Source organism: Streptomyces sp. NPDC050433 (genome assembly GCF_044458565.1).
Taxonomy (GTDB): Bacteria; Actinomycetota; Actinomycetes; order Streptomycetales; family Streptomycetaceae; genus Streptomyces.
The window spans coordinates 141,640-161,411 of sequence record NZ_JBITIB010000020.1; the positions used below are offsets into that span (position 1 = coordinate 141,640).

The window sequence follows — 19,772 nt, forward strand, 5'->3', positions numbered from 1 at the left end:
TCCCGAGAGGGGGTGCCGCCCTCGGGGCGTTCAACTGATGTAGTTCTTCAGCTCGTCGGTGTCGAGGGTGATGGCGACGGGGTCGGGGAGCGTGACGGTGGCGCCGAACGGGTGCGAGCGACGGGCCTTGTATGCGCCGTTTCGCGGTTCCGTGTAGACGACAAGCTCGTTGGAGTCGCGGTCGATGAGGAGGTAGACGGGGATGCCGGCTGCCGCGTAGCCGTCGCGCTTTTCCTTGCGGTCGCGGCTGTGGGTGTCGCCGTCGTACGAGGTCACTTCGGTGACCATGAGCACGCCGCCCGGATCGGACCACTCGCCGTGGTTGGCGAAGTGCCCGCGCGGCGCGAGGGCTCCATCAGGACGGGCTCGACCATTGCGGTACGTCTCGACCTTGAGCCCGCGCTCACGGTACAGCCGGAGTTCCGCCCTGGACTGCATGCATTGGTCGGCGACCCACATGATGATCTCGTCGTGAGCCCCGTCCGGCACGTGCTTGACCTCCAACTTTCCGTTGATGAATTCGAGCGTCACCGTCTCAGGGGTGTGGTGAGCGATCTGCTCGAACTCCTTGACGGACATCTGGGCGTCTTCAGTGCTGCTGGGGGTCATGGCGTCGCCTCCTCCCCTACATCGTGCCTTGCTTCTCGGACGGGTGGGTTGAAGGGTCATACCTGTGTCCTTTCGGGTGGGCGCAGTGCCGCCGCGCGGGCCTCGGCGGCCCAGGCGCGGACGTTCTGCGGGGGGAGCGGCGCGCGTGGCTGTGGGCGTACGGGGGTGGGCTCGCCGCGGCAGGGGGCGCATTCGCCGTTCGGGAGGGCTTCCGGGCGGCCGGGGGCACCACACCTCGCGCATTCGAGGATGCGCAGCGCCGGTTTCGGGAGGCGGACCGGTTCCGGCGGGAGCTTTGAGATCAGGCGGGCCCGCGTGAAGGCCGCCGGGCTGTGGACCGCGGGCGGCAGGCCCGATGCCAGGGCGTGCAGCACCTCCCGTTCCGTCGCCTCCCGCGCGAACCACTCCGCCGCCAGCGGCTCCAGCGCCGCGCAGTCGATCGCGGAGAGCGCGAGTACGGGCGCGGTGCGCCGCAGGGCCGCCAGCAGGATGTACGCGCGTGAGCGCGTCGGGCGCGGGGCCGGGTCGGCCGGTAACGACGGGATGTCGCCCGACGCGAACGCCGCCCACCACTCGTTGTCGCGGGGCGTACGGGAGAACCACGTACGCGTGACCCATCGCGGGCTCCCAGAGCCCCGTACGTGCTCGCGGCCGATCCGCAGATGGCCCGTGCGCCGCAGGCACCGGAGCGCGGTGCGGAGCGCGCACTGGCCGTACGGGAGGATCTGCGCCAGCGTTTTGACGGAGATGTCCGCGCCGTCAGGCAGCCGGTCGAGGTAGAGCGCGATGCCCGCCTCGCGGTCGGGCAGGTGCGCGAAGTCGCCGGGGGCGGCGGGCTGTTGGCCGGGGGTCGAACGCTTTCCGTAGCCGGGGTTCGCCGACGGGTGAGTGGTCGGCGGTGTCATGTGCGCGGTGCGCGCGGCAGCACTAAGCTGAGGTCCAGCCATTGGATCGCTTTCATTGGGTGTTCGATCTGATCGGTCAGGCCCTCGCTGGTGTTGGTAGCACCGCGGGGGCCGTTTTTTGTTCGCTATCCGGAACGCTAGACCGTCGACACGTCAAGTGGCAAGCCGGTCACGAAAAGTCATCACGCCTGGTATGCGGCTCAGTTGAGACGGGGTAGGTAGGAGGGACCTCCTCCCACTTCCTTATTGGAAAAGGGCTCGGAGCGCGGGACTTGAGCCTCGGGCCTTACGGTGCGATCGGGCGCGAGTCCGTCGAGACCGCCACGTACGCCACACCGTCGTACTCCTTCGACAGACGCACCGGCGAGACGCTCCGGCGGTAGACCCACCGCGTCACCAGCGCGCCGAACGTCCGCGTCTCGTGCGTCGCGTCGACCCACTCCCGTACGGCGCGCGGCGCGTCCTCGCCGCCGGCGTGGCGCAGGTCCAGCAGGTGGTCCGCCGGTGTGGCGGTGGCGAGTTGGGCCTCCACCGTGTTCGCGGGGGCGGGGCCGATGGGGTTGCCCTCGGCGATACGGCCCGTCAGACCGCCGACGCCGCTCCAGGGGCCCGGCCAGATGCGGTGGGCGCGGAAGGAGCCCTCGCCGAAGAGGAGGCCGAGGGCGTAGTACGCGTCGCCGTAGCGTTCGCGCAGGTGCCCGCCGAGGGACGCGGGCGCGGGCGCGGTCGTGGAGTCGGCCGAACGGCCCTTCGCGACATGGCCGTTGTGGCCCCAGAGCACCACCTTCGCGTCGGGGTGGTCCGCGTCGTCCAGGATGTCCCCGACCGCCTCCGCCATGTACCGGTCGCGCGCGGCGGAGACCGTCCGCTCCGGGTCGGGGTGCTGTCCGTTGCGGGTCACCAGATCGGCCGCCCGGACCAGGATCCGCGCGTGCCGCACCGCCACGGCCCCGGCCGGGGTGCCGGGCTCGTCGTAGTCGCGCACGTACTCCAGCAGGTTCACCGCTTCGTGCATCAACTTCTGCTGCGGGTCGGGCCGCGAGCCCGGATACGCGGTGGCGAGCACGCCGAGCTTCGAGTGCAGGGCGGGCAGCCGCTCCGGCGCCACGCTGGTGAGGAACGCTTCGAGCACCGCCAGCGAATCACCGGAGCGCTGCGGGTCGATGCCGACGAAACGGACCTGCTCGGCCTCCGGGCGCCCGTCGTTGTACGCGCGCATCCACTTGAGCATGTCCAGGACCTCTTCGGTCCGCCAGGTCCAGAACCCCAGCCCGGCCAGCACCTTCGCGGGGTCGCCGACACCTCCCCGTACGTACGCGTCGACGGCCGGCCCGGCGGACGCGCTCGCCTCCATCGCCAGCACCGTGAAACCCAGCTCGGTGACCAGGTACTCCAGCAGCCGGTGCTTGAGCTGGAAGAACTCACGTGTGCCGTGCGTGGACTCGCCGAGCCCCACGACCCGTACGCCGTCGAGGACCTTCCCGAGCGGCTGGAGGTCGGTGGTGGGCGCGCCGGCGGTCAGGCCGCCGCTCAGGGGTACGGCGTTCGCCGACAGCCACGCCGTCACCTCGTCGGACGCCTCGCCGGACACGGTCTCCCGATCATTCGCTGACATGCCGCCGAGGCTACAGCCGGGCCGGAGCCGATTCCCGCTCGGGGAACTCGGCGGCCGGTGCGGCGCGTTACGTGCGCATAGCGCACCGGAGTTGTCCCTGTCCCCAGGCACCCCCGAAGCCCCGGAGGCTCGACGTCATGTCTCTGACACCTTCTCTGCCCTCACGCCGCGCCCTGCTCGGTGGTGCGGTAGCGGCAACGTTCGCGCTCGGTACGGGCACCGCACGCGCTCGCACCTCCTGGCCCGCCGACTTCCCGCTGCCCAACGGCTTCCGCCCCGAGGGCATCGCCATCGGCAGCGGCCCGTACGCCTACATGGGCTCCCTCGCGGACGGTTCGATCCGCCGTGCCGACCTGCGCACCGGCGAGGGCCGGACCGTCCTGGCGGGCGCGACCGGCGGCGCCGCCACCGGTCTGAAGCTCGACCGCGACGGGCTGCTCTACATCTCGGGCGGCGTGAGCGGCTCCATCCGGGTGCTCGACACCCGTACGAACCGGCTCACCGCCACGTATCAACCGACCACCACCGGATTCGTCAACGACGTGATCCTGTACGGCGACCGGGCCTGGTTCACCAACTCGTACGCCCCCGTCCTCTACACGGTGCCGCGCGGAGGCCGACACCGTGAAACGGACGACCTGCGCACCGTCCCCCTCGGCGGCGACTGGGAGCAGGCGCCCACCGGCATCAGCGCCAACGGCATCGAGACGACCCCCGACGGCCGCGCGCTGATCGTCGTCAACAGCCCGGCGGGCAAGCTGTTCCGGGTGGATCCGAAGACCGGGCACGCCACGCACATCGCCTTGCGGGGCGCGGCCGACGTCGTCAACGGCGACGGCCTGCTGCGCGTGGGCAGCACGCTGTACGTGGTGCAGAACCGGCTCAATCTCATCACCGTGTTCGACCTCGACGCCGGCGCCCGTACGGCGACGCTCCGGCGCTCGATCACCGACCCCCGCTTCGACGTCCCGACGACGGCGGCCCGCCTCGGCAATCGCCTCTACCTCGTCAACGCCCGCTTCACGACGCCGCCGACGCCGGAGACGACGTACAACGCCGTTGCCGTGCCGCTGCGTTAGCGTTTGACGCGGTTGCGTACGGCAAGGACAGCGAGGCCAAGCAGTACGGGCTCCGCCACGCGGGACGTCATCTCGATGTAGGTGCCGGTCGTGGTCAGATCCTGTCCGCTGGAGCGGAACACCACGGAGTTGAGGGTGACGTTCAGGGCCTTCTCGAAGCGTTCGGTGGTGAACCTGTCCCCGGTGGGGTTCCGCGGGTCCGCCTTGTCGATCTCGAAGGTGACCCTCCCGCCCCCGGCCGGCACGGTGCCGACCGCTTCCTGCTTCGGGGAGTCCTGGGGCAGCCCGGTCCCCATCAGCAGCAGCACCGTGATGAGCATCGCGGCGCCGAGCCATGCCAGCGCGCGGGAGGCCCGCAGGCCGTAACCGGACAACAGCCAGTACCCGTGCAGCAGTCCGCGCTCCCCACGGCTGGTACCGGCGCGGTCGTGGCGGCGCATCTCCATCTCGCCGTAGTAGAAGTCGGCGGCGCCGGGCTCGTCCTTGCCGTCTTCCAGGGCCTTGCGCAAGGCGCGGTAGACGGGGGCGAGTTGGGCGGGTCCGACGTTGGGGGAGCCGGACTCGGCCGCGCCGCCGTTCCAGCCCCGGGCCGCCGCTCGCGCCCGGCGTGCGCGCCAGTGGTGCTCCTCGGCGAGGGTACGGCGCCGGCTCCGGAGGGGCGGGACACCGCCGAAGGAGCAGTTCCCCTCCAACCGCAGCTGGTCCAGGTGCACGGTCCCGGTGAACACGCACTCGGACAGATCGACGTCGGCGAGGACGAGATGGGCGGCGTCCACGCCACGTAACGAGGTGAGTCGTACGGCTGGGTCGCCGGGCACATCGGCAGTGTCGGGGAAGGGGTCGGCCTCCGCGGCGATGGTGAGGGGGTATTCGAAGACGGCGTGTGCGAAGTCCACGGTGGCGTACCGCAGCCGCAACTCGGCGGTCGACGACCAGCGGGTGCGTCGGCACACGAGGTGGCGGGCGGCGAGTTGGAGGGATACGGGTCCGCTGAACTCCGCCTCGGACAGATCCACCTGCCCGGCGCACCGGAACGGCCCGAGGTCGACCACCCGCTCGAAGAGGGTCCGCACGAATGTGGCGTCGCGCGCGAAGTCCGCCGCCCCGAACCTGACGTTGGCCTTGAACGTGACCTCAACGAAGTTGGCGTCGCCCTTGAAGGTGGCCACGCGGAACACGGCGGTGCGCTCGAAGGTGGCTGCCCCGAAACCGGCCTCGCTCCTGAAGTCAGCCGCCCGGAAGCTGGCGTCGCCCTTGAACGTGACCTCAACGAAGTTGGCGTCGCCCTCGAAGGTGGCCGTCCCGAACATGGCGGCGGCCTTGAAGACGGCCGCCCCGAACCCCGCCTCGCGCTTGAAGGTGGACATCCTGAACATGGCGGTGTTCCCGAACGTCGCCGACCCGAATTCGGCGTGGCCCTCGAAGGTGGCCGCTCCGAAGTGGGAGGTGCGCTCGAACGTCGCGGACTCGAACCCGGCGCGGCCCTTGAAGACCACCGCCCCGAACACGGCGTCCCCCTTGAACGTGGCTGCCCGGAAGCTGGCACGCTCGAACGTCACCTCCCGGAACCTGGCGCCACCCTCGAAGATGGCTTCCTCGAACCGCGCGGTGCCCAGGCGCGGGTGTCTGGTCACTGGGTCGCGCAGGGCGATGAGCAGGCGGTCCAACAGGTCCCCGCTGAAGGCGGTCGCGCGGTGGTCGACGTCGGCGCCGGCGTCCAGACCGGCCAGGTAGGCGTCGCGGTCCATGTCCAGCGCGTGCGCGAGACACGGGGCGTGCGGCGAGATCTGCCGACCGCGGCAGCCCACCGGGTCCGCGGCGGTACGGCCATCGCCGCAGTGCGGCCACCGGGGCGGATCGGGGTTCGGGTGTGTCATACCCGGAGGACGACGGACCCGGCCGGATAGTTGCCTGCCCCGCGCACGCGGTGATTGCTAGGTTCCAGCAACATGACCGTTCACTGGGTCAAGCTCGAACTCGACATACGCACCTTCGACGCGGCGCGCTTCAACACGTACGTGGAACGTTGCCGAGACACCGGCATCCGCCTGACCACGCTGGCCGAGTTGGGGGACACCGCTCGGCACCGGCGTCAGCTCTACGACCTCAACAAGGAGTGCTCCGCCGACATCCCGGACCGCGGCGAGTTCTACACCTTCGACGAATACCTCGAACGCCGGATAGCCGTCCCCTCCTACGACCCCCGGGGCATCTCCTTCGCGATGAAGACGTACGGCATCGGCTTCGCCCACCTCTGCGGCGTGGACACGATCCGTACGTTCCACCACCTGGCGAACGTGCCCGCCATCGCGATGAACCGCCGGCTCGGTTACGTGGACGCCCAATGGGACTGACGCGGAGATCGGGTTCTCGCGGGTCGTACGGGTCGGGTCTGTATCAAGCCGGTGAGTCTTGGGCGGACAACTCTTCGGCCAGTTCCATACAGCGCAGGCGGGCTGGGGAGAAGTCGTAGGGCATCTTGCCGATGGCTTCGAACGCGCTCATGGAGTCAGCCTCCCGCCCGCCGTCATCGGCGGTGGCAGGGTGCAAAGTGTCCCAGGCGTCGAAGAGGGCGTCGTCGTCCTTGTCCGGGCCGGACTCCTCGATGGCGGCGTGGAGGGCGCTTTCGAAGGCGTGCCGCTCGGCGGCTACTTGAGCTACCCGTGGATCATCGACGGCGATGCTGTCGTCGAGTGCCTCCTCGGCGTCGTCGATGCGGTCGGAGTCCTCCCGCAGAGTGGGATGCGTGGCCAGGACGATGAGGCGGGTGGCCTGGACGGCCGCGCCGAGAGGGCCGAAGATCCGCTCGGTGACCAGCAGGGTGTCCAGGTCCGCCTGACGCAAGGAGCCCTCGGGCAGGCTCTTGAGGCGTTCGGTGACGAAGTCGGAGAGCAGACCCATCCGGCTGCCTTCGGTACGCATCCGCTGCACGGCGGTCCGCTGCCGCCGCGATTCCGCCTCCTGCTCGGCGAGGGTTTCCTCCAACCGCTCCAGGGTGCCCGCGATACCGTCGCTGTCTCCGCTGTCCGCACCGGCGGAAGCCGTGCCGGCGGTAAAGGCGTCACGGATGTCGTCCAGGGCGATCCCGGCGTCGGCCATCTTGCGAATCCACAGCAGGCGGATCATGTCCTCGTACCCGTAGCGGCGGCGGTCGTCGCCGCCCCGCTCAGGCTCGGGGAGCAGGCCGATCGCGTGGTAGTGGCGAATCGCCCGTGGCGTGCTGCCGGCGAAGGCAGCCGCGTCACCGATCTTGACCTGGCGGGGTGACATGAAAGACGAATGCATGAGGCAGGGACCTTTCCTCAAGGGACCGGGACGTAGGTCCACCGGACCACATGCCGCTACGGAAGGTGCAACCCCGTACGCAGCGCCCCGCGCCGATGCCAGGAATGCGCCCTTCCCCCTCACCGGGGATGTCAGCGCTTGCCCGGCCGTTGCCGTGTAGTTGCGTTAGGGACTCAGGGAGAAGTCGGACCGGGTGTGTGAGGCGAGTGAAGGGCGGGGCGTTTGATTCATCATGTCCAACGCGAACGTGCAATCTGATGCGCGGCGGGGTCGTGCAAGGGTTCCCGCTGCGCTGCGTTACGCATTGCAACCGACTAACGAAGGACGCTCGTCATCATGAGCAACACCTCCCGCATTGACACCCGCGAAATATCCGACGCCGACCTCGACGGCGTCGCGGGTGGCCTCTCCGTCGGTGGCTCCCTGGAAGGCCTGACCGCCACGTTCGAACCGGGCGCCAATGGCGTGCCCGTCCTCACCGGCGGCGGTATCGACAAGCTCAGCATCACCGTCTCGGACATCCCCCTGGGCCCGATCACCGCCTGAGCGACAGCTTCGGCACAACGCTCAGCCGCTGGGCCCGTCGGCTTTCAAGACCTGTTTTTGGTCCTGAAGGCCGACGTTGTTGTTCGGCCGAACGGCGGGCCGAATACGTATCCGACGGCTCGGACACGTGGACAGCTTGAACAGCACTCCGCGCCAGGTCCATCCCGCGTCGAGGACCGCGGCCCGCAGGGGATCCTTCATCTCTGCGGGGTCGGCGTGTCCGCAGAGTCCTGGCTAAGGCGTGCACAGCAGATTGATGTACCAAGCGCCTTGGATCCTGGTGGTCGGACCGAGTGTCGTCGTGCCGGGAGAGACGCATCTCTTGGAGTCCGGGATGGGAAACGTCGCGTTCACCTGGATGACAATCCATGAACCGTCGTTGGTGCAGTGGTTGTAGAGGGCCGCACCGGTCCTCTCGAAGTAACCGCAGGGGTCTTCGGCCGCCGCTGCGGTGGCGGTGGTGAGTCCTGCGGTGGTGCTCATGAGGATGGCGGCCAAGACGGTCGGGATCAGACGAGAGATGCGCATGAACAGCTCCCTGAGTGTGGGCTCACGTGCCAACAGCCAACGGCGGGTTCCGATTTCCGCACAGAGTACGGCCTGCGTATTGAGACGTATAGGGCGCATCGTGCCTCGAAGGGGCCCACAGTCCCGGCGGCTGTGGGCCCCTTCGTCGTTGCGCAGGTCAGTCCCGCTGGACCACCATGTCTGGGTCGATGTCTTCGGCGTCGGGTGCGTTGATGAAGATCTGCGACAGGTACCGGCCGCGGATCTCTCCCGTGGTCAGCATCTCCCAGCCGTCCGGCTTCTCCTTGCCCGCCTTCTCCAGCTCGGCCGTCCAGGCGGCGATGAGCCCCTCACGGGTCTCCGGCATGTCCGACTCCGACTGGACCGTCATCTTCGGATCGTCGTCCACCACGACCGTCACCGCGAACATCGCCCCGGCGCCGACGAGGAACGTCACCACGCCTAACGCCAAAACCTTCTTGCCCGTCACGTGGCTTCTTTCCCTCGCGTGCGGCGCCGATCCTACCGTTCCACACATCGGAACCCCGTACAGTCCGGTGGAGTTGAGACGTCCGGTCGGCGAATGTGCTTCGCGCGCATACATGCCCGCAGTGCGCGCAGGCAGGCCGCCGGTACGCAGCTGAGTTCGAGGAGCGCCACCTCGATGAGTACGCGGTCGGTGCGCTGGGCTAGCCCCCGGTACGCGCCCCGAGCACGCAGAACTCATTCCCCTCAGGGTCCATGAGAGTCACCCACGACTCGTCGCCCTTCTGCCCGATGTCCGCGTGGCGGGCGCCGTGTGCCAGCAGGCGCTCGACCTCCGCGTCCCGGTTGTCGGGGCGGAAGTCCAAGTGGAGGCGGTTCTTGACCGTCTTTCCCTCCGGTACGGGTACGAACAGCAGGCCGGGCATCCGGTCGGGCGTCGGCCTGATCTCGTACTCCTCGGCCGACTCGTACACCACGCTCCAGCCGAGCGCCTCGCGCCACCATTGACCGAGGCCGACGGGGTCGGTGGAGTCGATGATGACCTGTTCCCATTCAAGTGCCATGGGCCAGAGGGTAGCCGAGGGGGGACTCGGTCTTCAGACCCGTTACGAACGCCGACCAGGCTTGGAACCGGTCGACCGCCTGGCTCGCTCGGTGGCGTAACGGCGCGGGGTCTCCGCTCAGCTGAGGCCGCCGTCGACGGTGATGCTCTGCCCGGTGACCCACCGCGCGTCGTCGGAGGTCAGGAACGCGACTACGTCCGCGATGTCCTCGGGCTCGCCGAGCCGGCCGAGCGGCGTCCGAGCCACCAGTTGGTCCACAGGGGCGGACGACGCGGCGAAGGTCCGGGTATTGGTGGGGCCGGGCAGCACGCTGTTGGCGGTGATCCCGCGTGCGCCGACCTCGCGCGCGAACGTACGGATCAACTGCTCGCCGGCCGCTTTGGCCGCCGCGTACAGGGCTTGGCCCGCCGGGCTCACGCGGGTGGCCGCGGAGGAGATGTAGACGACGCGGCCGTGCTCGCGCACGCTGTGCGCGGCCTCCCGGAAGGCGGTGAAGGCGGCTCGGGCGTTGACGGCGAAGGCGCGTTCGTAGTCCTCGTCGGTGGACTCGGCGACGGCGCCTCCCACATAGCCGCCCGCGTTGTGCACGAACGCGTCGATGCCGCCGTGGTGACGGTGGGCGGCGTCGAAGAGCGTGCGCAGTTGAGCGGGATCGGTGGCGTCGGCCCGGACGGCGGTGGCCCGCCCGCCCTTGGCCTCTATCGCGCGGACGACGTCGGATGCCGCCCGCGCGTCACTGCGGTAGTTGACGACCACGCCGAAACCGTCGGCGGCCAGGCGCAGCGCGATGGCCCGGCCGATGCCGCGCGAGCTCCCGGTGACGAGTGCGGCCCTGCCCGACGCGTACGGCATGACGCTCCAAAAGGTTGAGTACATCTACAATCGACATCATCGACTAAATAGTAGAGGTCATCAACTGTCAAGGTAAGGTCGGGTCCATGGGCCCCACACCGGAAGACCGAGAACTGACGGACACACTGGCCGGGTTGAGCCACCTGATCGAAGGCGTCAAGGCGACCGAGAGCCGGCGGCTCGGACTGACACCGCAACAGGCCGAACTTCTCTGCGTGATCGAACCCGGCGCACGCACGCACGGCGAGCTGGCGAGCCTCCTGCACTGCGACAAGACAAACATCACGGGCCTGGTCGGCCGCCTCGAACGGCGCGGGCTCGTACGACGCCAGGCCGCCCCGAGGGACCGCCGGGTCACCCACGTCGTCCTCACCGACGAGGGGGCGGCCCTGATGACACGCTTCCGCGACGCGGTGACCACAACCGTCGCGGAGCCGTTCGCCACCTGGCCCGCGGCCGATCGGGCCACCCTCACCCGCCTGGCGCGTACGGCCACCGAACTGCTCACGGACACGCCGAGCGCTACCTGAGTGAGCCCTACCTCGGAGGGTCCTCGCGGTAGTCCCAGTCGGGGACGCTCTCCCAGTCGACGGTGTCCCAGGGCGAGCGGACGGGGGATGGGTGGTTCGGGCCAGGTTTCAGCGGTGTTCTCAGCCATGGCCGCAGACCTCTCCCAGGCGGCGCGCCGGCGCACCGCCAGTCCCTGGGGACGAAGCGGTCATGGAGGACCGCCTGGGCACGGGAGGTCCTAACGCACCGGAGAACCGGTCTTGAGGCTTGCTACGAACGCGGACCAGGCCGGGGCGGGGAAGATGACGCCGGGGATCTCGGGGGACTTGGAGTCGCGTACGGGGACGATGTCGGCGTGGCCGTCGGCGACTTCGAGGCAGTTCCCGCTGCTGGCGTCGCTGTGGGTGGACTTGCGCCAGGTGCCGACTTCGAGGCAGTCGCCGCCGCTGGCGTCGCTGTAGGTGGACTTGTGCCAGGTGGCCATCTCCAGGCAGTTGCCGCCGCTGCCGCCGCTGTAGGTGGACTTGTGCCAGGTCGCCGCGCTCAGGTCGTACTCATTGCTGCTCGACTTCATGGTCGCAATCCTCCGCCAACCGCTCGATCAGGGCCAGAGACTTTTGCGGTGACAAGGCACTGGCACCGAGCAGATGGTAAATCAGCTCGTACCGCGCCACCGAGGCTGGATCGTCCAGTAGTTGGCCTGAGCCCAGGCCGTCGAGATAGGCGAGCGGTGGGGCGTCGGAGAAGTTCATTAGCTTCAGGCTGCCTTCCATCGCAGCGTGTGCACCTGCGTTGAACGGAAGTACCTGCACGATGGCTCGGCGTTGTCGCATCAGATTCGCCACGTGGCGCAACGCCTCCGCCATCACCGCTGCGTCTCCGACCTGGCGTCGCAGCGTCGCCTCGTCCAGAATTGCCCAAAACAGGGGAGTCGTTGGATCGGACAGCAACTTGACTCGATCCAGCCTCGCCGCCACCAGTTGGTCGATCACTTCCTCCATTGCCGTCGGCTGATACGCGTGGAACACCGCTCGCGCGTATGCCTCCGTCTGCAACAGACCTGGAATCAGCAGCGGGGAGTACTCCTTGATCGCCGTCGCGATCGCCTCGGCCTCCGCCGCGTCGGCGAAGTGATCCGGGTACTTCGACTTCGTCGCCGCACCGCAGTTCCGCTCGAAGAAGCCCGCCGTGCCCAGGATTTCGTCGAACTTCACCGCGTACTCCAGTTGCATCCGCCGCGTACCTGCCCGAGCCGTTCGGGACGACGCTGGAGACCGCGACCTTTCCCGGCTGAGGCGGATCACGTGGCGTCCTCGCCGAAGACGCGGCGGAACGCCTCGTCGTGCGGGACGCCGAGCGAAACGCTGTTGGCTTGGCTCTCCCGGTAGGCGGCCAGGGCCTCTGCCTCCCGAACCTCCAGGGCATCCGCGAGTGGGTTATTGGTCTCCGTCACGTCCGACACCGTGGCCCGCCCGCAGCAGGTGCACGCCCGTCCCGTAAAGCACCGCCGCCGAGCCGAAGCCCGGAAGTGCCGTCCACAGGGCGGGTGTTGACGTCAGCGGGGCCAGTACCGCCGCCGCCAGCGCCGACGTGCACATCGCCGCGCCCGTCACGTGGTACGCCCGGACCCCGAACAGGCGGGCCAGCGGGAAGAAGTGGATGCCCACCACCGCCGCGACGAACGCCGGGATCGCCTCCGTGTGGTCCGTGGACACCAGGACGCGGGCGATCGCGAAAATCGCCACCCACTCCGCCACGACCACCAGGGCGAACCGCACGCCCACCTTTTTCTTGCGGGCCGCCGTCGGCTCGCCCGTCGTCGGGGCGTCGGCCGCCCTGCGGCTCATACGGGAGCCCAGTACGGCGAAGGTGATCGAGACGACCACGCCGACCGCGAACACCGCCCGGCCAGCCGTGAGCGGCATGTCCGTGACGCCGCAGGCCAGCCAGCCCAGGCCGAAGAAGGCCATCACGCCGGCGCCGGTCGCGCGACCGCGCAGCTCGGCGCGGGATATGGGAGGTGTGTCGGTAGTGGTCATGTGCGCGTGTGTCCTTGGTTGTCCGAGTTGCGGGACGCCTGGAGCGCCGCCCGCAGGTGGCCGTGCGACTCCGCCAGCAGGTCCGCCGCCGTGGTGCCGTCGACCGCGCCGAGGATCGTGAGGATCGCGTTCTTCACCTCGCCGTCCGTCGCCGCCAGTGCCGCCTCGATTTCCTCGTCCGGCGCGCCCGTCGCCAGCGCGACGATGCGGCGGGAGCGGGCCCGCAGTTTCTCGTTGGACGCACGGACGTCGACCATCAGGTTTCCGTACGTCTTGCCGAGGCGGATCATCGTGATCGTCGAGATCATGTTGAGGACCAGCTTCTGCGCCGTACCGGCCTTCAACCGCGTTGATCCCGTGAGCAGTTCGGGGCCGACGACGATCTCCAGGCCGTGCTCGGCGGCAGCGGCGAGCGGGCTGTCCGCGTTGCAGGACAGGCCGATGGTGAGCGCGCCGAGTGCGCGCGCGTGCTCGACCGCGCCGACCGCGTACGGGGTGCGGCCCGACGCCGAGATGCCGACGACCGTGTCGTTCACGTCCGCCTTCAGCTCGTCCAGGTCCGAGGCCGCCAGTTCCTTGGAGTCCTCGGCGCCCTCGACGGACTTGACCATCGCGCCGGGGCCGCCCGCGATCAGGCCGACGACCTCCGACGGGTCGGTGTTGAAGGTGGGAGGGCACTCGCTGGCGTCCAGGATGCCCATGCGTCCGGCCGTGCCCGCGCCCGCGTAGATCAGCCTGCCGCCACGGGCCATCCGCTCGGCGGTGGCGTCGATGGCAGCGGCGATACGGGGGAGGTGCGCGGCGACGGCGGCCGGGACGGTCTGGTCCTCGCCGTTCATGACGCGGGCGATGTCCTCGGTGGAACGGCGGTCGATCTCGGCGAGTTCGGGGCGGAACGCCTCGGTGGTGAGGGTCGCGAGTTCGGCGCGGAGTTCGCCGTACGAGGAGGAGGCGTCAGTGGGCATGGAGGTCATGGAGAAGCGGCTCTTTCTGGCGAGCTGGCAGAAACCTGAGGAAGCCCCGTTGTGTGTGGTGCGGTTGTGCGTTGTGCGTTGTGCGCGGTCAGCGCGTACGCGGCGCGTGGCGGTGCGCCAGTGCCTCGTAGGACGCGGCGAGAGCGGGTGCGGCCGTCTCGTACGTCCGTTGTGCGACGCCTACGAACAGGCAGTCCACGACGAGGAGTTGACTTGTACGGCTGGACATCGCAGCCGGCCGCAGCTCGCTCTCGCGGGCCGTGGACGTGGTGAGGACGTGGTCCGCGTACTGCGACACCGTGCCGTCCGGGCGGCCGGTGATCGCGACCGTCGTCGCACCCCGGTCGAACGCGACGCGCAGTGGCTCGACGACATCCCCCGTGGAGCCGGAGTGCGTGATCGCGATGGCGACGTCGCCCGGCCGGAGCTGGACGGCGTTGGTGACGGCGAGGTGCGGATCGCTGTGCGCGTGGGCTATCAGGCCGATACGCAGGAGCTTCTGAGCGAGGTCCATGCCGACGAGACCGCTCGCGCCGACGCCGTAGATGTCGATACGGCGCGCGGCGGCGGCTGCGCTGACGACGGCGCCGAGCTGGACGGTGTCGAGTCCGGCCGCCGTGTCGGCGAGGGTCTGCTGCTCGTCGTAGGCCAGCTTGGCGACGACATCGGCTATCGGGTCGTCGACGGCGATGTCGGCGGTGACCGCCGGGGCCGCACCGGACTCCTGGTGGGCGGCGAGGCCGGCGAGGGCGAGACGCAGATCGCGGTAGCCGGGGTAGCCGAGGAGGCGGGCGGTCCTGACGACGGTGGCCTCGCTCGTACCCGTGAGTTCGGCGAGTCCGGTGACGGTGAGGGCGGCCGTGCCCGCGGGGTCGGCCGCCACGGCTTCGGCGACGCGCTGCATGGAACGCGTCATGGAGGGTGCGAGGGTGCGCACCTTAGCCGCGAGGGCGGCGGGGGCCGGAGGGGCGCCGCCGCTGTAAATTTCCTTCACGTCACTGGTCACAGGTGAAAGATAATTTCAGGGCGTGGGGGCGTCAAGACCGCAGGGGGCGCGAGGTGCCGGTGCTGCCCGTGCTGCCGGTCCTGTCGGTGCCTCGTACGACAATGGGGGCATGGAAGACATGAACCCTCTGGAACAGGCGCTGCACACCGCACGCGCCCTGGTCCTCGCCGATCTCGCGGCGGGTGACGTCGCGCGCGCCGAGGTCGTCTCACTGGTGGAGGACGCCGTGGCGCATCGGCGCTGGTGGGTGGAGCAGTGGCCGGAGGGGGTCGAGTACGTGGTCGGGCTGATCGCCCAGGACGTACAGGACGCCCTCCTGGAGACCCACGGGCGGTGGCCGCTCTGCCCCGTCTGCGGAGAGTCCCGCACGGAGCTGGCGGCCGAGGGCGGGCCGCACGCGCTGGAGGTGGAGCCCGAGTTGGGTGCCGATCCGCACTGGGTGTGTGGGAAGGCGGCGGTGGTGGTGGCTCCGGTGGGGTCGCTGGGCGCGGTTCTGGGGGCCGGGTGACATGGCCGTATACATCGATCCGCCGACGTGGCCGGGGCACGGGCGGATGTGGTCGCACCTGGTGAGCGATGTGTCGTACGAGGAACTGCACGCGTTCGCGTCGGGCATCGGGTGCCCGGCGCGGGCGTTCGAGCGGGACCACTACGACATACCGGCGCACCGCTACGGGGACGCGGTGCGCGCGGGCGCCGTGGAGGTCGGTTCGCGGGAGCTGGTGCGGAGGCTGACGGGGGCGGGGCTGCGGCGGCGGAAGCGGTGGGTCCCGGGCGGGTGACGCACGGATGAACTCTCCGTTCCTCGGGTCCGGTGCCCGTGATGCCAGTGGCTCGTCCAGCATCGTCGACCGGGCGATCGATGTGCCCGCTCGGTCAGCGGACTGGGCTCAGGGGGCGCGCGCCCGCGCGTGAGCTGCCGGCTCGGGAGCCGTTTTCACGCTTTTGGTCTCTATCTCCTTTATGTATGGATTTCTACCTTGTCAGAGGCACATCCCATCGGCCTCTATCGAGGAGGAACCATGCCGACCATGCGTACCCGCTTCACCACCGTCGCAGTGGCAACACTGCTTGTGGGCGCCAGTGCCGCGGTAGCCGCGCAGAGCGACACCGGCACGAGTGGCGCATCATCAGCGGTCACAGGAATCAGACATCTGCACACCCAGGTCAACCTGCCTGCCGGCGCCTGGACCGACACTCCCCTGGAGGTCACCCTCCCCAGACGCGGTACCTACGCACTCGACGCAGACGTCCGCGGGCGTCTCTCAGGTGTTCCCCCGATCAACACGTTCATCACCGCACGGCTGTGGAACGTCACGTCCGGCACAGCCGTGCCGGAGAGCGAGCGACTCGTCAACCAGATCATCGACCTCAACACGGGTGACGCGGAGACGGGCAGCAACCAGACCGCACCGATCAGCGAGCTGATCAAAGTGAAGAAGCCGACGAAGATCCGGCTCCAGGCCCAGCGGGTCGATGCCACGGGGACGGCGACAGTCGGCCAGATCTTCTCCGACGCCAACGGCTGGACCTCGCTCCGCTATGAGCGGGTCAGCAACTAGCGGAGTCCTAGCGGAGTCCTAACGGAGTGGTTCCTTCCGGAGAGATGTGTGGCCCTTGCCCCGGACCGTCCGGGGCAAGGGCCCCACGTCCGCCGGTACGCCGGGGCCGGCCGCCACCAGCCGCGTACGACCCGTGCGTTGGTGACGCATCGCCAGCGTCACCAACCCCACCGCCACCACCGTCATCGCCGCTCCCGCCCATGCCGTCGACGCGAAGCCCAGCCCCGCGTCGATCACCGTGCCGCCCAGCCACGGGCCCCCGGTGTTGCCCAGGTTGAACGCCGACGTCGCCGTCGCGCCCGCCAGGATCGGGGCCGCAGCCGCGACGTTGAACATCCGGGCGTTCAGCGCCGGGGCCGTGAAGAACGCCGAGAAGCCCAACAGCAGCGACAGCACCACCACCGCCACCGCGCTCGACGCGAGGAGCGCCAGCGCGGACAGGAACACCGTCGACGCCACGACCCCGCTCAGCAGCACGCCGAACAGGTGCGCGTCCGCCACCCGGCCGCCGGCCATCGTGCCGATCAGCGCGCCGACCCCGAACAGCGCGAGCACCGTCGGGACCCGGCCCTCGTCCAGACCCGCCACGTCCGTCAGCAGCGGAGCCAGATACGAGAACGCGCAGAACACACCGCCCGCCGCGAGTGCCGTGATCGCGATCGCGAGCCAGACCTGGCGGTCGCGGTAGATCAGCAACTCCCGCTTCAGGTCCGGCTTCCGCTCCGGCAGCGGGATACGCGGGATGAGTGTCGCGACGCCGACCAGCGCGATCGCCGACGCGGCGCCGACCGCCCAGAACGCGGAACGCCAGCCCAGATGCGTACCGAGGAACGCCCCGGCCGGTACGCCGAGCACGTTCGCTATCGACAGCCCGCCGATCATCACGGCCAGCGCGCGGGCGCGCGAGGTCTTCGGCACCATCGCGATGGCGACCGCCGCGCCGACCGCCCAGAAGCCCGCGCACGCGAAGGCGCTCACGACGCGCGAGACGAACAGCACCTCGTAGTTGGGCGCGAGCGCGCCCGCGACCTGGCCGAGGCCGAAGACGGAGATCAGCGCGATGAGCGTTGTACGGCGCGGCAGCCGCAGCGTCGCCACCGCCAGCAGCGGGGCGCCGACCACCATGCCGATCGCGAAGGCGGATATCAGCAGACCGGCCTGCGGGATGGTGACATCCATGTCGTCGGCGATCGGCGGCAGCAGCCCGGACAGCATGAATTCGCTGGTCCCGAGGGCGAAGACGGACAGCCCGAGTATGTACACGGCGAGGGGCATGCGGGCGCGGCTGGGCGCGACGGGAGCGGGGTCAGGCATGGCACATACAACCAACGGCCCCGGTTTCGCCATTCCTGCCTCCGGATGAGACTTCCGCCCAGCGGCTCAGAGGCTCAGCTCAGCGGTTCAGCCGCCGAGCGTCTCCAGCTCGGCGGTGAGATTCGCGCGGGCCCGCTCCTCCCAGGCCGCCGCACCGTGCGGGGTACGGAACAGCCTTTGCAGGTCGAGGAGTTGGCGCAGGACGGCCGCCCGGCCCGCGCGGAAGGCGTCGTCCGGGACGAAGCCGTACTCCTCCCGTACAGCGCGCGTGTACGCCTCGTACTCCTCCGGTTCGCCCGCGAGGACGGCGAGATCCGCGTCACACAGCACCTCGCCGTTCGTGTCGCCGGGGGCCGGGTCGTGGGTGACGGTGAGGCGGACGAGGCGGGCGACCTCCTCCGTACGGTCGGCCGGTACGCCCGCCTCGGTGAGCGCGCGTACCGCGAGGGCGGCGCTGCGCTCCTCGTTCTCGGAGCGGTCGGGGTGGTAGACGGCGTCGTGGAACCAGGCGGCGAGGCGGACGCACTCGGGGTCGGCGGCGTGCCGGGCGAGGGTGTCGATGTGGTCCAGGACGGCGAGGAGGTGATCGGTGGTGTGGTACCGGCGCTGGGGTTCGGCCCACCGGGACAGGAGTTCGTCGGCGTAGGGGAGGGGGTCGGGGGTGGTCTGCCCGTTCCGTACGGCGGTGAGGGTGCGCAGCCAGCGGCCACGCGGGGTGTCGTCTTCGGGGGCTTCCATGGAGGGAGAGCCTAGATGGCGCGGCGCGGCGGTCAGTTCCGCGTTGAACTGGGCGCCCGCCACCAGCGACAGGTTCGACAGCCACAGCCAGACGAGAAAGACGACGCTGCCGGCGAGCGAGCCGTAGAGCCTGCTGTACGTCCCCGAGTGGGCCGCGTACAGCGCGAATCCCGCCGACATCAGCAGCCACAGCAGCACCGCGAGCACCCCGCCTGGCAGCGCGCGCCGCAGATGACGGGTCTCGGGCGGGCCCGTACGGAAGACGATGAGGACCAGAACCGCCGCGAGCGCCAGCAACAACGGCCACTTCAGCCCGCTCCACACCACACTCGCCGTGCTCCCGACGCCCAGCAACGGACCGATCCGCTGGACCGCGTCGCCCGTCAGCACCAGCGTGAACGCGCTCGCGACGAGGAGCGCGAGCAGCGCGCACGCAGTGATCACGATGCGCGGGGCCTTGCGCCAGGGGGTGTGGTGGTCGACGGCGCCGTTCATGCGGTGCAGCGCCCGGCGGAAGACGCTGAGATAGCTGGAGGCGGACCAGAGCGCGCCGACCGTACCGAAGATCGCCAGCAGCCAGGCCCCGGTGCGGTGGTGCGTCATCGGGTTCAGCGCCTCTTCGATCAGCCGCCGGGACTGGGCCGGGACGAGCGCGGTGATCTCTCCGGCCAGCTCGTCGGACGCCTGGGAACCGGCGAGACCGATGGCGACCACGGTCACCAGGAGCGCCGGGATGATCGCCAGGACCGTGTAGTACGTGAGGGCGGCGGCCGAATCGGTGGCGTCGTCCCGCCACAGGGAGATCGGGGTGCGCCGGAGCGCGTGGGCGTAGTGGCGGGGCTCGCGCGGGACGTGCTTCTTGACGCGCGGTGGATGCGGGGGCCACCAGGTGTGTGCCGGGCGGGACTTGGGCACTCTGGTCTCCCCCTGGGGTGGGCGGCGGTCGAGCGGGGCAGCCGTCCTGTCGTGCTGCCTGCTCTTCAGAGTGCCCTGCGACGGGCCTCCGATGCTGCTCAGAGGCCCGTCGTGGGTGTGGTGTCGCGTGCGGTGCCAAGCAGGAGCCGGCCGCCGGGTCGCTCAGGTGGATGCCTTGAAGCTGCGGAGTCGTAGGGAGTTGCCGACGACGAAGACGGAGGAGAAGGCCATGGCGGCGCCGGCGATCATGGGGTTGAGGAGTCCTGC

At 69.8% G+C, this 19,772-nt stretch carries 24 protein-coding genes and 1 pseudogene; 7 read left to right on the forward strand and 18 right to left on the reverse strand.

Going from position 1 to position 19,772, the window contains the following annotated elements:
* Positions 1–30: 30 nt before the first annotated feature.
* The 3 genes from ACIBLA_RS24440 to ACIBLA_RS24450 all read right to left on the reverse strand — a co-directional run bounded on the left by ACIBLA_RS24440 (position 31) and on the right by ACIBLA_RS24450 (position 3,129).
* Positions 31–609: a Uma2 family endonuclease gene (locus ACIBLA_RS24440; protein WP_363241162.1), complete on the reverse strand. Its 579-nt coding sequence runs from the start codon at positions 607–609 to the stop codon at positions 31–33.
* Between the two features lie 56 nt (positions 610–665).
* Entirely contained in the window at positions 666–1,556 is an 891-nt protein-coding gene (locus ACIBLA_RS24445; protein WP_363241163.1) for a hypothetical protein, read from the reverse strand.
* A 244-nt stretch (positions 1,557–1,800) separates the two neighbouring features.
* Entirely contained in the window at positions 1,801–3,129 is a 1,329-nt protein-coding gene (locus ACIBLA_RS24450) for an erythromycin esterase family protein (RefSeq protein WP_399199860.1), read from the reverse strand.
* A 137-nt stretch (positions 3,130–3,266) separates the two neighbouring features.
* Here ACIBLA_RS24450 and ACIBLA_RS24455 point away from each other — a divergent pair, with 137 nt between their 5' ends.
* The gene (locus tag ACIBLA_RS24455) at positions 3,267–4,208 is read left to right on the forward strand and encodes a superoxide dismutase (RefSeq protein ID WP_363241165.1); all 942 of its coding nucleotides are present in this window, start codon (positions 3,267–3,269) and stop codon (positions 4,206–4,208) included.
* On the opposite strand, the gene ACIBLA_RS24460 is transcribed toward ACIBLA_RS24455, so the two are convergent.
* Entirely contained in the window at positions 4,205–6,085 is a 1,881-nt protein-coding gene (locus ACIBLA_RS24460) for a pentapeptide repeat-containing protein (protein WP_399199861.1), read from the reverse strand. The two genes, ACIBLA_RS24455 and ACIBLA_RS24460, sit on opposite strands and share 4 nt — an antisense overlap.
* Before the next feature lie 72 nt (positions 6,086–6,157).
* Between ACIBLA_RS24460 and ACIBLA_RS24465 the strand changes: the two genes are divergently transcribed.
* On the forward strand, positions 6,158–6,562 hold the full coding sequence (locus tag ACIBLA_RS24465; RefSeq protein ID WP_363241167.1) for a GNAT family N-acetyltransferase: 405 nt from the start codon (positions 6,158–6,160) through the stop codon (positions 6,560–6,562).
* A 43-nt stretch (positions 6,563–6,605) separates the two neighbouring features.
* Here ACIBLA_RS24465 and ACIBLA_RS24470 read toward each other — a convergent pair whose 3' ends face one another.
* The gene (locus tag ACIBLA_RS24470; RefSeq protein WP_399199862.1) at positions 6,606–7,493 is read right to left on the reverse strand and encodes a MerR family transcriptional regulator; all 888 of its coding nucleotides are present in this window, start codon (positions 7,491–7,493) and stop codon (positions 6,606–6,608) included.
* A 336-nt stretch (positions 7,494–7,829) separates the two neighbouring features.
* Between ACIBLA_RS24470 and ACIBLA_RS24475 the strand changes: the two genes are divergently transcribed.
* Entirely contained in the window at positions 7,830–8,039 is a 210-nt protein-coding gene (locus tag ACIBLA_RS24475) for a hypothetical protein (RefSeq protein WP_363241169.1), read from the forward strand.
* A 234-nt stretch (positions 8,040–8,273) separates the two neighbouring features.
* Here the strand turns inward: ACIBLA_RS24475 and ACIBLA_RS24480 are convergent, their stop codons facing one another.
* The 4 genes from ACIBLA_RS24480 to ACIBLA_RS24495 all read right to left on the reverse strand — a co-directional run bounded on the left by ACIBLA_RS24480 (position 8,274) and on the right by ACIBLA_RS24495 (position 10,471).
* Positions 8,274–8,567, reverse strand: coding sequence for a DUF6355 family natural product biosynthesis protein (locus ACIBLA_RS24480; protein ID WP_363241170.1), 294 nt, complete (start codon positions 8,565–8,567; stop codon positions 8,274–8,276).
* A 157-nt stretch (positions 8,568–8,724) separates the two neighbouring features.
* Positions 8,725–9,036 carry a hypothetical protein gene (locus tag ACIBLA_RS24485; RefSeq protein ID WP_363241171.1) on the reverse strand — a complete coding sequence of 104 codons (312 nt, stop codon included), beginning with the start codon at positions 9,034–9,036 and terminating at the stop codon, positions 8,725–8,727.
* A 199-nt stretch (positions 9,037–9,235) separates the two neighbouring features.
* On the reverse strand, positions 9,236–9,595 hold the full coding sequence (locus ACIBLA_RS24490; RefSeq protein WP_363241172.1) for a VOC family protein: 360 nt from the start codon (positions 9,593–9,595) through the stop codon (positions 9,236–9,238).
* A 117-nt stretch (positions 9,596–9,712) separates the two neighbouring features.
* Positions 9,713–10,471, reverse strand: a complete 759-nt coding sequence (locus ACIBLA_RS24495; protein ID WP_399199863.1) for an SDR family oxidoreductase — start codon at positions 10,469–10,471, stop codon at positions 9,713–9,715.
* Positions 10,472–10,533: 62 nt separating this feature from the next.
* Between ACIBLA_RS24495 and ACIBLA_RS24500 the strand changes: the two genes are divergently transcribed.
* Positions 10,534–10,977 carry a MarR family winged helix-turn-helix transcriptional regulator gene (locus ACIBLA_RS24500; RefSeq protein ID WP_399199864.1) on the forward strand — a complete coding sequence of 148 codons (444 nt, stop codon included), beginning with the start codon at positions 10,534–10,536 and terminating at the stop codon, positions 10,975–10,977.
* A gap of 218 nt (positions 10,978–11,195) precedes the next feature.
* Here the strand turns inward: ACIBLA_RS24500 and ACIBLA_RS24505 are convergent, their stop codons facing one another.
* From ACIBLA_RS24505 to ACIBLA_RS24530, 6 genes are all read right to left on the reverse strand, one after another.
* Entirely contained in the window at positions 11,196–11,531 is a 336-nt protein-coding gene (locus ACIBLA_RS24505) for a DUF397 domain-containing protein (protein WP_399199865.1), read from the reverse strand.
* Positions 11,512–12,189 carry a DUF5753 domain-containing protein gene (locus ACIBLA_RS24510; protein ID WP_399199868.1) on the reverse strand — a complete coding sequence of 226 codons (678 nt, stop codon included), beginning with the start codon at positions 12,187–12,189 and terminating at the stop codon, positions 11,512–11,514. The genes ACIBLA_RS24505 and ACIBLA_RS24510 overlap by 20 nt, the downstream gene beginning before the upstream one ends.
* Positions 12,190–12,257: 68 nt before the next feature.
* The gene (locus ACIBLA_RS24515; RefSeq protein WP_363241177.1) at positions 12,258–12,410 is read right to left on the reverse strand and encodes a hypothetical protein; all 153 of its coding nucleotides are present in this window, start codon (positions 12,408–12,410) and stop codon (positions 12,258–12,260) included.
* Positions 12,394–12,996: a hypothetical protein gene (locus ACIBLA_RS24520; protein WP_363241178.1), complete on the reverse strand. Its 603-nt coding sequence runs from the start codon at positions 12,994–12,996 to the stop codon at positions 12,394–12,396. Before ACIBLA_RS24520 ends, ACIBLA_RS24515 begins: the two co-directional genes overlap by 17 nt.
* The gene (gene murQ / locus ACIBLA_RS24525; protein WP_399199870.1) at positions 12,993–13,970 is read right to left on the reverse strand and encodes an N-acetylmuramic acid 6-phosphate etherase; all 978 of its coding nucleotides are present in this window, start codon (positions 13,968–13,970) and stop codon (positions 12,993–12,995) included. Before murQ ends, ACIBLA_RS24520 begins: the two co-directional genes overlap by 4 nt.
* Positions 13,971–14,058: 88 nt before the next feature.
* Complete coding sequence (locus tag ACIBLA_RS24530) at positions 14,059–14,976, reverse strand: MurR/RpiR family transcriptional regulator (protein ID WP_363241180.1); 918 nt, start codon at positions 14,974–14,976, stop codon at positions 14,059–14,061.
* A 109-nt stretch (positions 14,977–15,085) separates the two neighbouring features.
* On the opposite strand from ACIBLA_RS24530, the gene ACIBLA_RS24535 reads away from it, so the two are divergent.
* The 3 genes from ACIBLA_RS24535 to ACIBLA_RS24545 all read left to right on the forward strand — a co-directional run bounded on the left by ACIBLA_RS24535 (position 15,086) and on the right by ACIBLA_RS24545 (position 16,538).
* Positions 15,086–15,484 carry a hypothetical protein gene (locus ACIBLA_RS24535; protein ID WP_363241181.1) on the forward strand — a complete coding sequence of 133 codons (399 nt, stop codon included), beginning with the start codon at positions 15,086–15,088 and terminating at the stop codon, positions 15,482–15,484.
* 1 nt (position 15,485) lies between these two features.
* Positions 15,486–15,758, forward strand: a complete 273-nt coding sequence (locus ACIBLA_RS24540; RefSeq protein WP_363241182.1) for a DUF4031 domain-containing protein — start codon at positions 15,486–15,488, stop codon at positions 15,756–15,758.
* 240 nt (positions 15,759–15,998) lie between these two features.
* Positions 15,999–16,538 (forward strand): hypothetical protein, encoded by a 540-nt coding sequence (locus ACIBLA_RS24545; protein ID WP_363241183.1) that lies wholly within the window; start codon positions 15,999–16,001, stop codon positions 16,536–16,538.
* A gap of 18 nt (positions 16,539–16,556) precedes the next feature.
* Here the strand turns inward: ACIBLA_RS24545 and ACIBLA_RS24550 are convergent, their stop codons facing one another.
* From ACIBLA_RS24550 to ACIBLA_RS24560, 3 genes and pseudogenes are all read right to left on the reverse strand, one after another.
* Positions 16,557–17,813, reverse strand: a complete 1,257-nt coding sequence (locus ACIBLA_RS24550; RefSeq protein ID WP_399199879.1) for a Cmx/CmrA family chloramphenicol efflux MFS transporter — start codon at positions 17,811–17,813, stop codon at positions 16,557–16,559.
* A 126-nt stretch (positions 17,814–17,939) separates the two neighbouring features.
* Positions 17,940–18,590: an HD domain-containing protein gene (locus ACIBLA_RS24555; RefSeq protein WP_363241194.1), complete on the reverse strand. Its 651-nt coding sequence runs from the start codon at positions 18,588–18,590 to the stop codon at positions 17,940–17,942.
* Between the two features lie 90 nt (positions 18,591–18,680).
* Positions 18,681–19,505: pseudogene (locus tag ACIBLA_RS24560) on the reverse strand (YihY/virulence factor BrkB family protein); the annotation flags it as partial.
* Positions 19,506–19,772: the final 267 nt, after the last annotated feature.

What these genes read in the sequence shown, in the direction of transcription:
- ACIBLA_RS24440 (WP_363241162.1), bottom strand. Translation starts at nt 609, where the DNA reads ATGACCCCCAGCAGCACTGAAGACGCCCAGATGTCCGTCAAGGAGTTC.
- ACIBLA_RS24445 (WP_363241163.1), bottom strand. Translation starts at nt 1,556, where the DNA reads ATGGCTGGACCTCAGCTTAGTGCTGCCGCGCGCACCGCGCACATGACA.
- ACIBLA_RS24450 (WP_399199860.1), bottom strand. Translation starts at nt 3,129, where the DNA reads ATGTCAGCGAATGATCGGGAGACCGTGTCCGGCGAGGCGTCCGACGAG.
- ACIBLA_RS24455 (WP_363241165.1), top strand. Translation starts at nt 3,267, where the DNA reads ATGTCTCTGACACCTTCTCTGCCCTCACGCCGCGCCCTGCTCGGTGGT.
- ACIBLA_RS24460 (WP_399199861.1), bottom strand. Translation starts at nt 6,085, where the DNA reads ATGACACACCCGAACCCCGATCCGCCCCGGTGGCCGCACTGCGGCGAT.
- ACIBLA_RS24465 (WP_363241167.1), top strand. Translation starts at nt 6,158, where the DNA reads ATGACCGTTCACTGGGTCAAGCTCGAACTCGACATACGCACCTTCGAC.
- ACIBLA_RS24470 (WP_399199862.1), bottom strand. Translation starts at nt 7,493, where the DNA reads ATGCATTCGTCTTTCATGTCACCCCGCCAGGTCAAGATCGGTGACGCG.
- ACIBLA_RS24475 (WP_363241169.1), top strand. Translation starts at nt 7,830, where the DNA reads ATGAGCAACACCTCCCGCATTGACACCCGCGAAATATCCGACGCCGAC.
- ACIBLA_RS24480 (WP_363241170.1), bottom strand. Translation starts at nt 8,567, where the DNA reads ATGCGCATCTCTCGTCTGATCCCGACCGTCTTGGCCGCCATCCTCATG.
- ACIBLA_RS24490 (WP_363241172.1), bottom strand. Translation starts at nt 9,595, where the DNA reads ATGGCACTTGAATGGGAACAGGTCATCATCGACTCCACCGACCCCGTC.
- ACIBLA_RS24495 (WP_399199863.1), bottom strand. Translation starts at nt 10,471, where the DNA reads ATGTACTCAACCTTTTGGAGCGTCATGCCGTACGCGTCGGGCAGGGCC.
- ACIBLA_RS24500 (WP_399199864.1), top strand. Translation starts at nt 10,534, where the DNA reads ATGGGCCCCACACCGGAAGACCGAGAACTGACGGACACACTGGCCGGG.
- ACIBLA_RS24505 (WP_399199865.1), bottom strand. Translation starts at nt 11,531, where the DNA reads ATGAAGTCGAGCAGCAATGAGTACGACCTGAGCGCGGCGACCTGGCAC.
- ACIBLA_RS24510 (WP_399199868.1), bottom strand. Translation starts at nt 12,189, where the DNA reads ATGCAACTGGAGTACGCGGTGAAGTTCGACGAAATCCTGGGCACGGCG.
- ACIBLA_RS24520 (WP_363241178.1), bottom strand. Translation starts at nt 12,996, where the DNA reads ATGACCACTACCGACACACCTCCCATATCCCGCGCCGAGCTGCGCGGT.
- murQ (WP_399199870.1), bottom strand. Translation starts at nt 13,970, where the DNA reads ATGACCTCCATGCCCACTGACGCCTCCTCCTCGTACGGCGAACTCCGC.
- ACIBLA_RS24535 (WP_363241181.1), top strand. Translation starts at nt 15,086, where the DNA reads ATGGAAGACATGAACCCTCTGGAACAGGCGCTGCACACCGCACGCGCC.
- ACIBLA_RS24540 (WP_363241182.1), top strand. Translation starts at nt 15,486, where the DNA reads ATGGCCGTATACATCGATCCGCCGACGTGGCCGGGGCACGGGCGGATG.
- ACIBLA_RS24545 (WP_363241183.1), top strand. Translation starts at nt 15,999, where the DNA reads ATGCCGACCATGCGTACCCGCTTCACCACCGTCGCAGTGGCAACACTG.
- ACIBLA_RS24550 (WP_399199879.1), bottom strand. Translation starts at nt 17,813, where the DNA reads ATGCCCCTCGCCGTGTACATACTCGGGCTGTCCGTCTTCGCCCTCGGG.
- ACIBLA_RS24555 (WP_363241194.1), bottom strand. Translation starts at nt 18,590, where the DNA reads ATGGAAGCCCCCGAAGACGACACCCCGCGTGGCCGCTGGCTGCGCACC.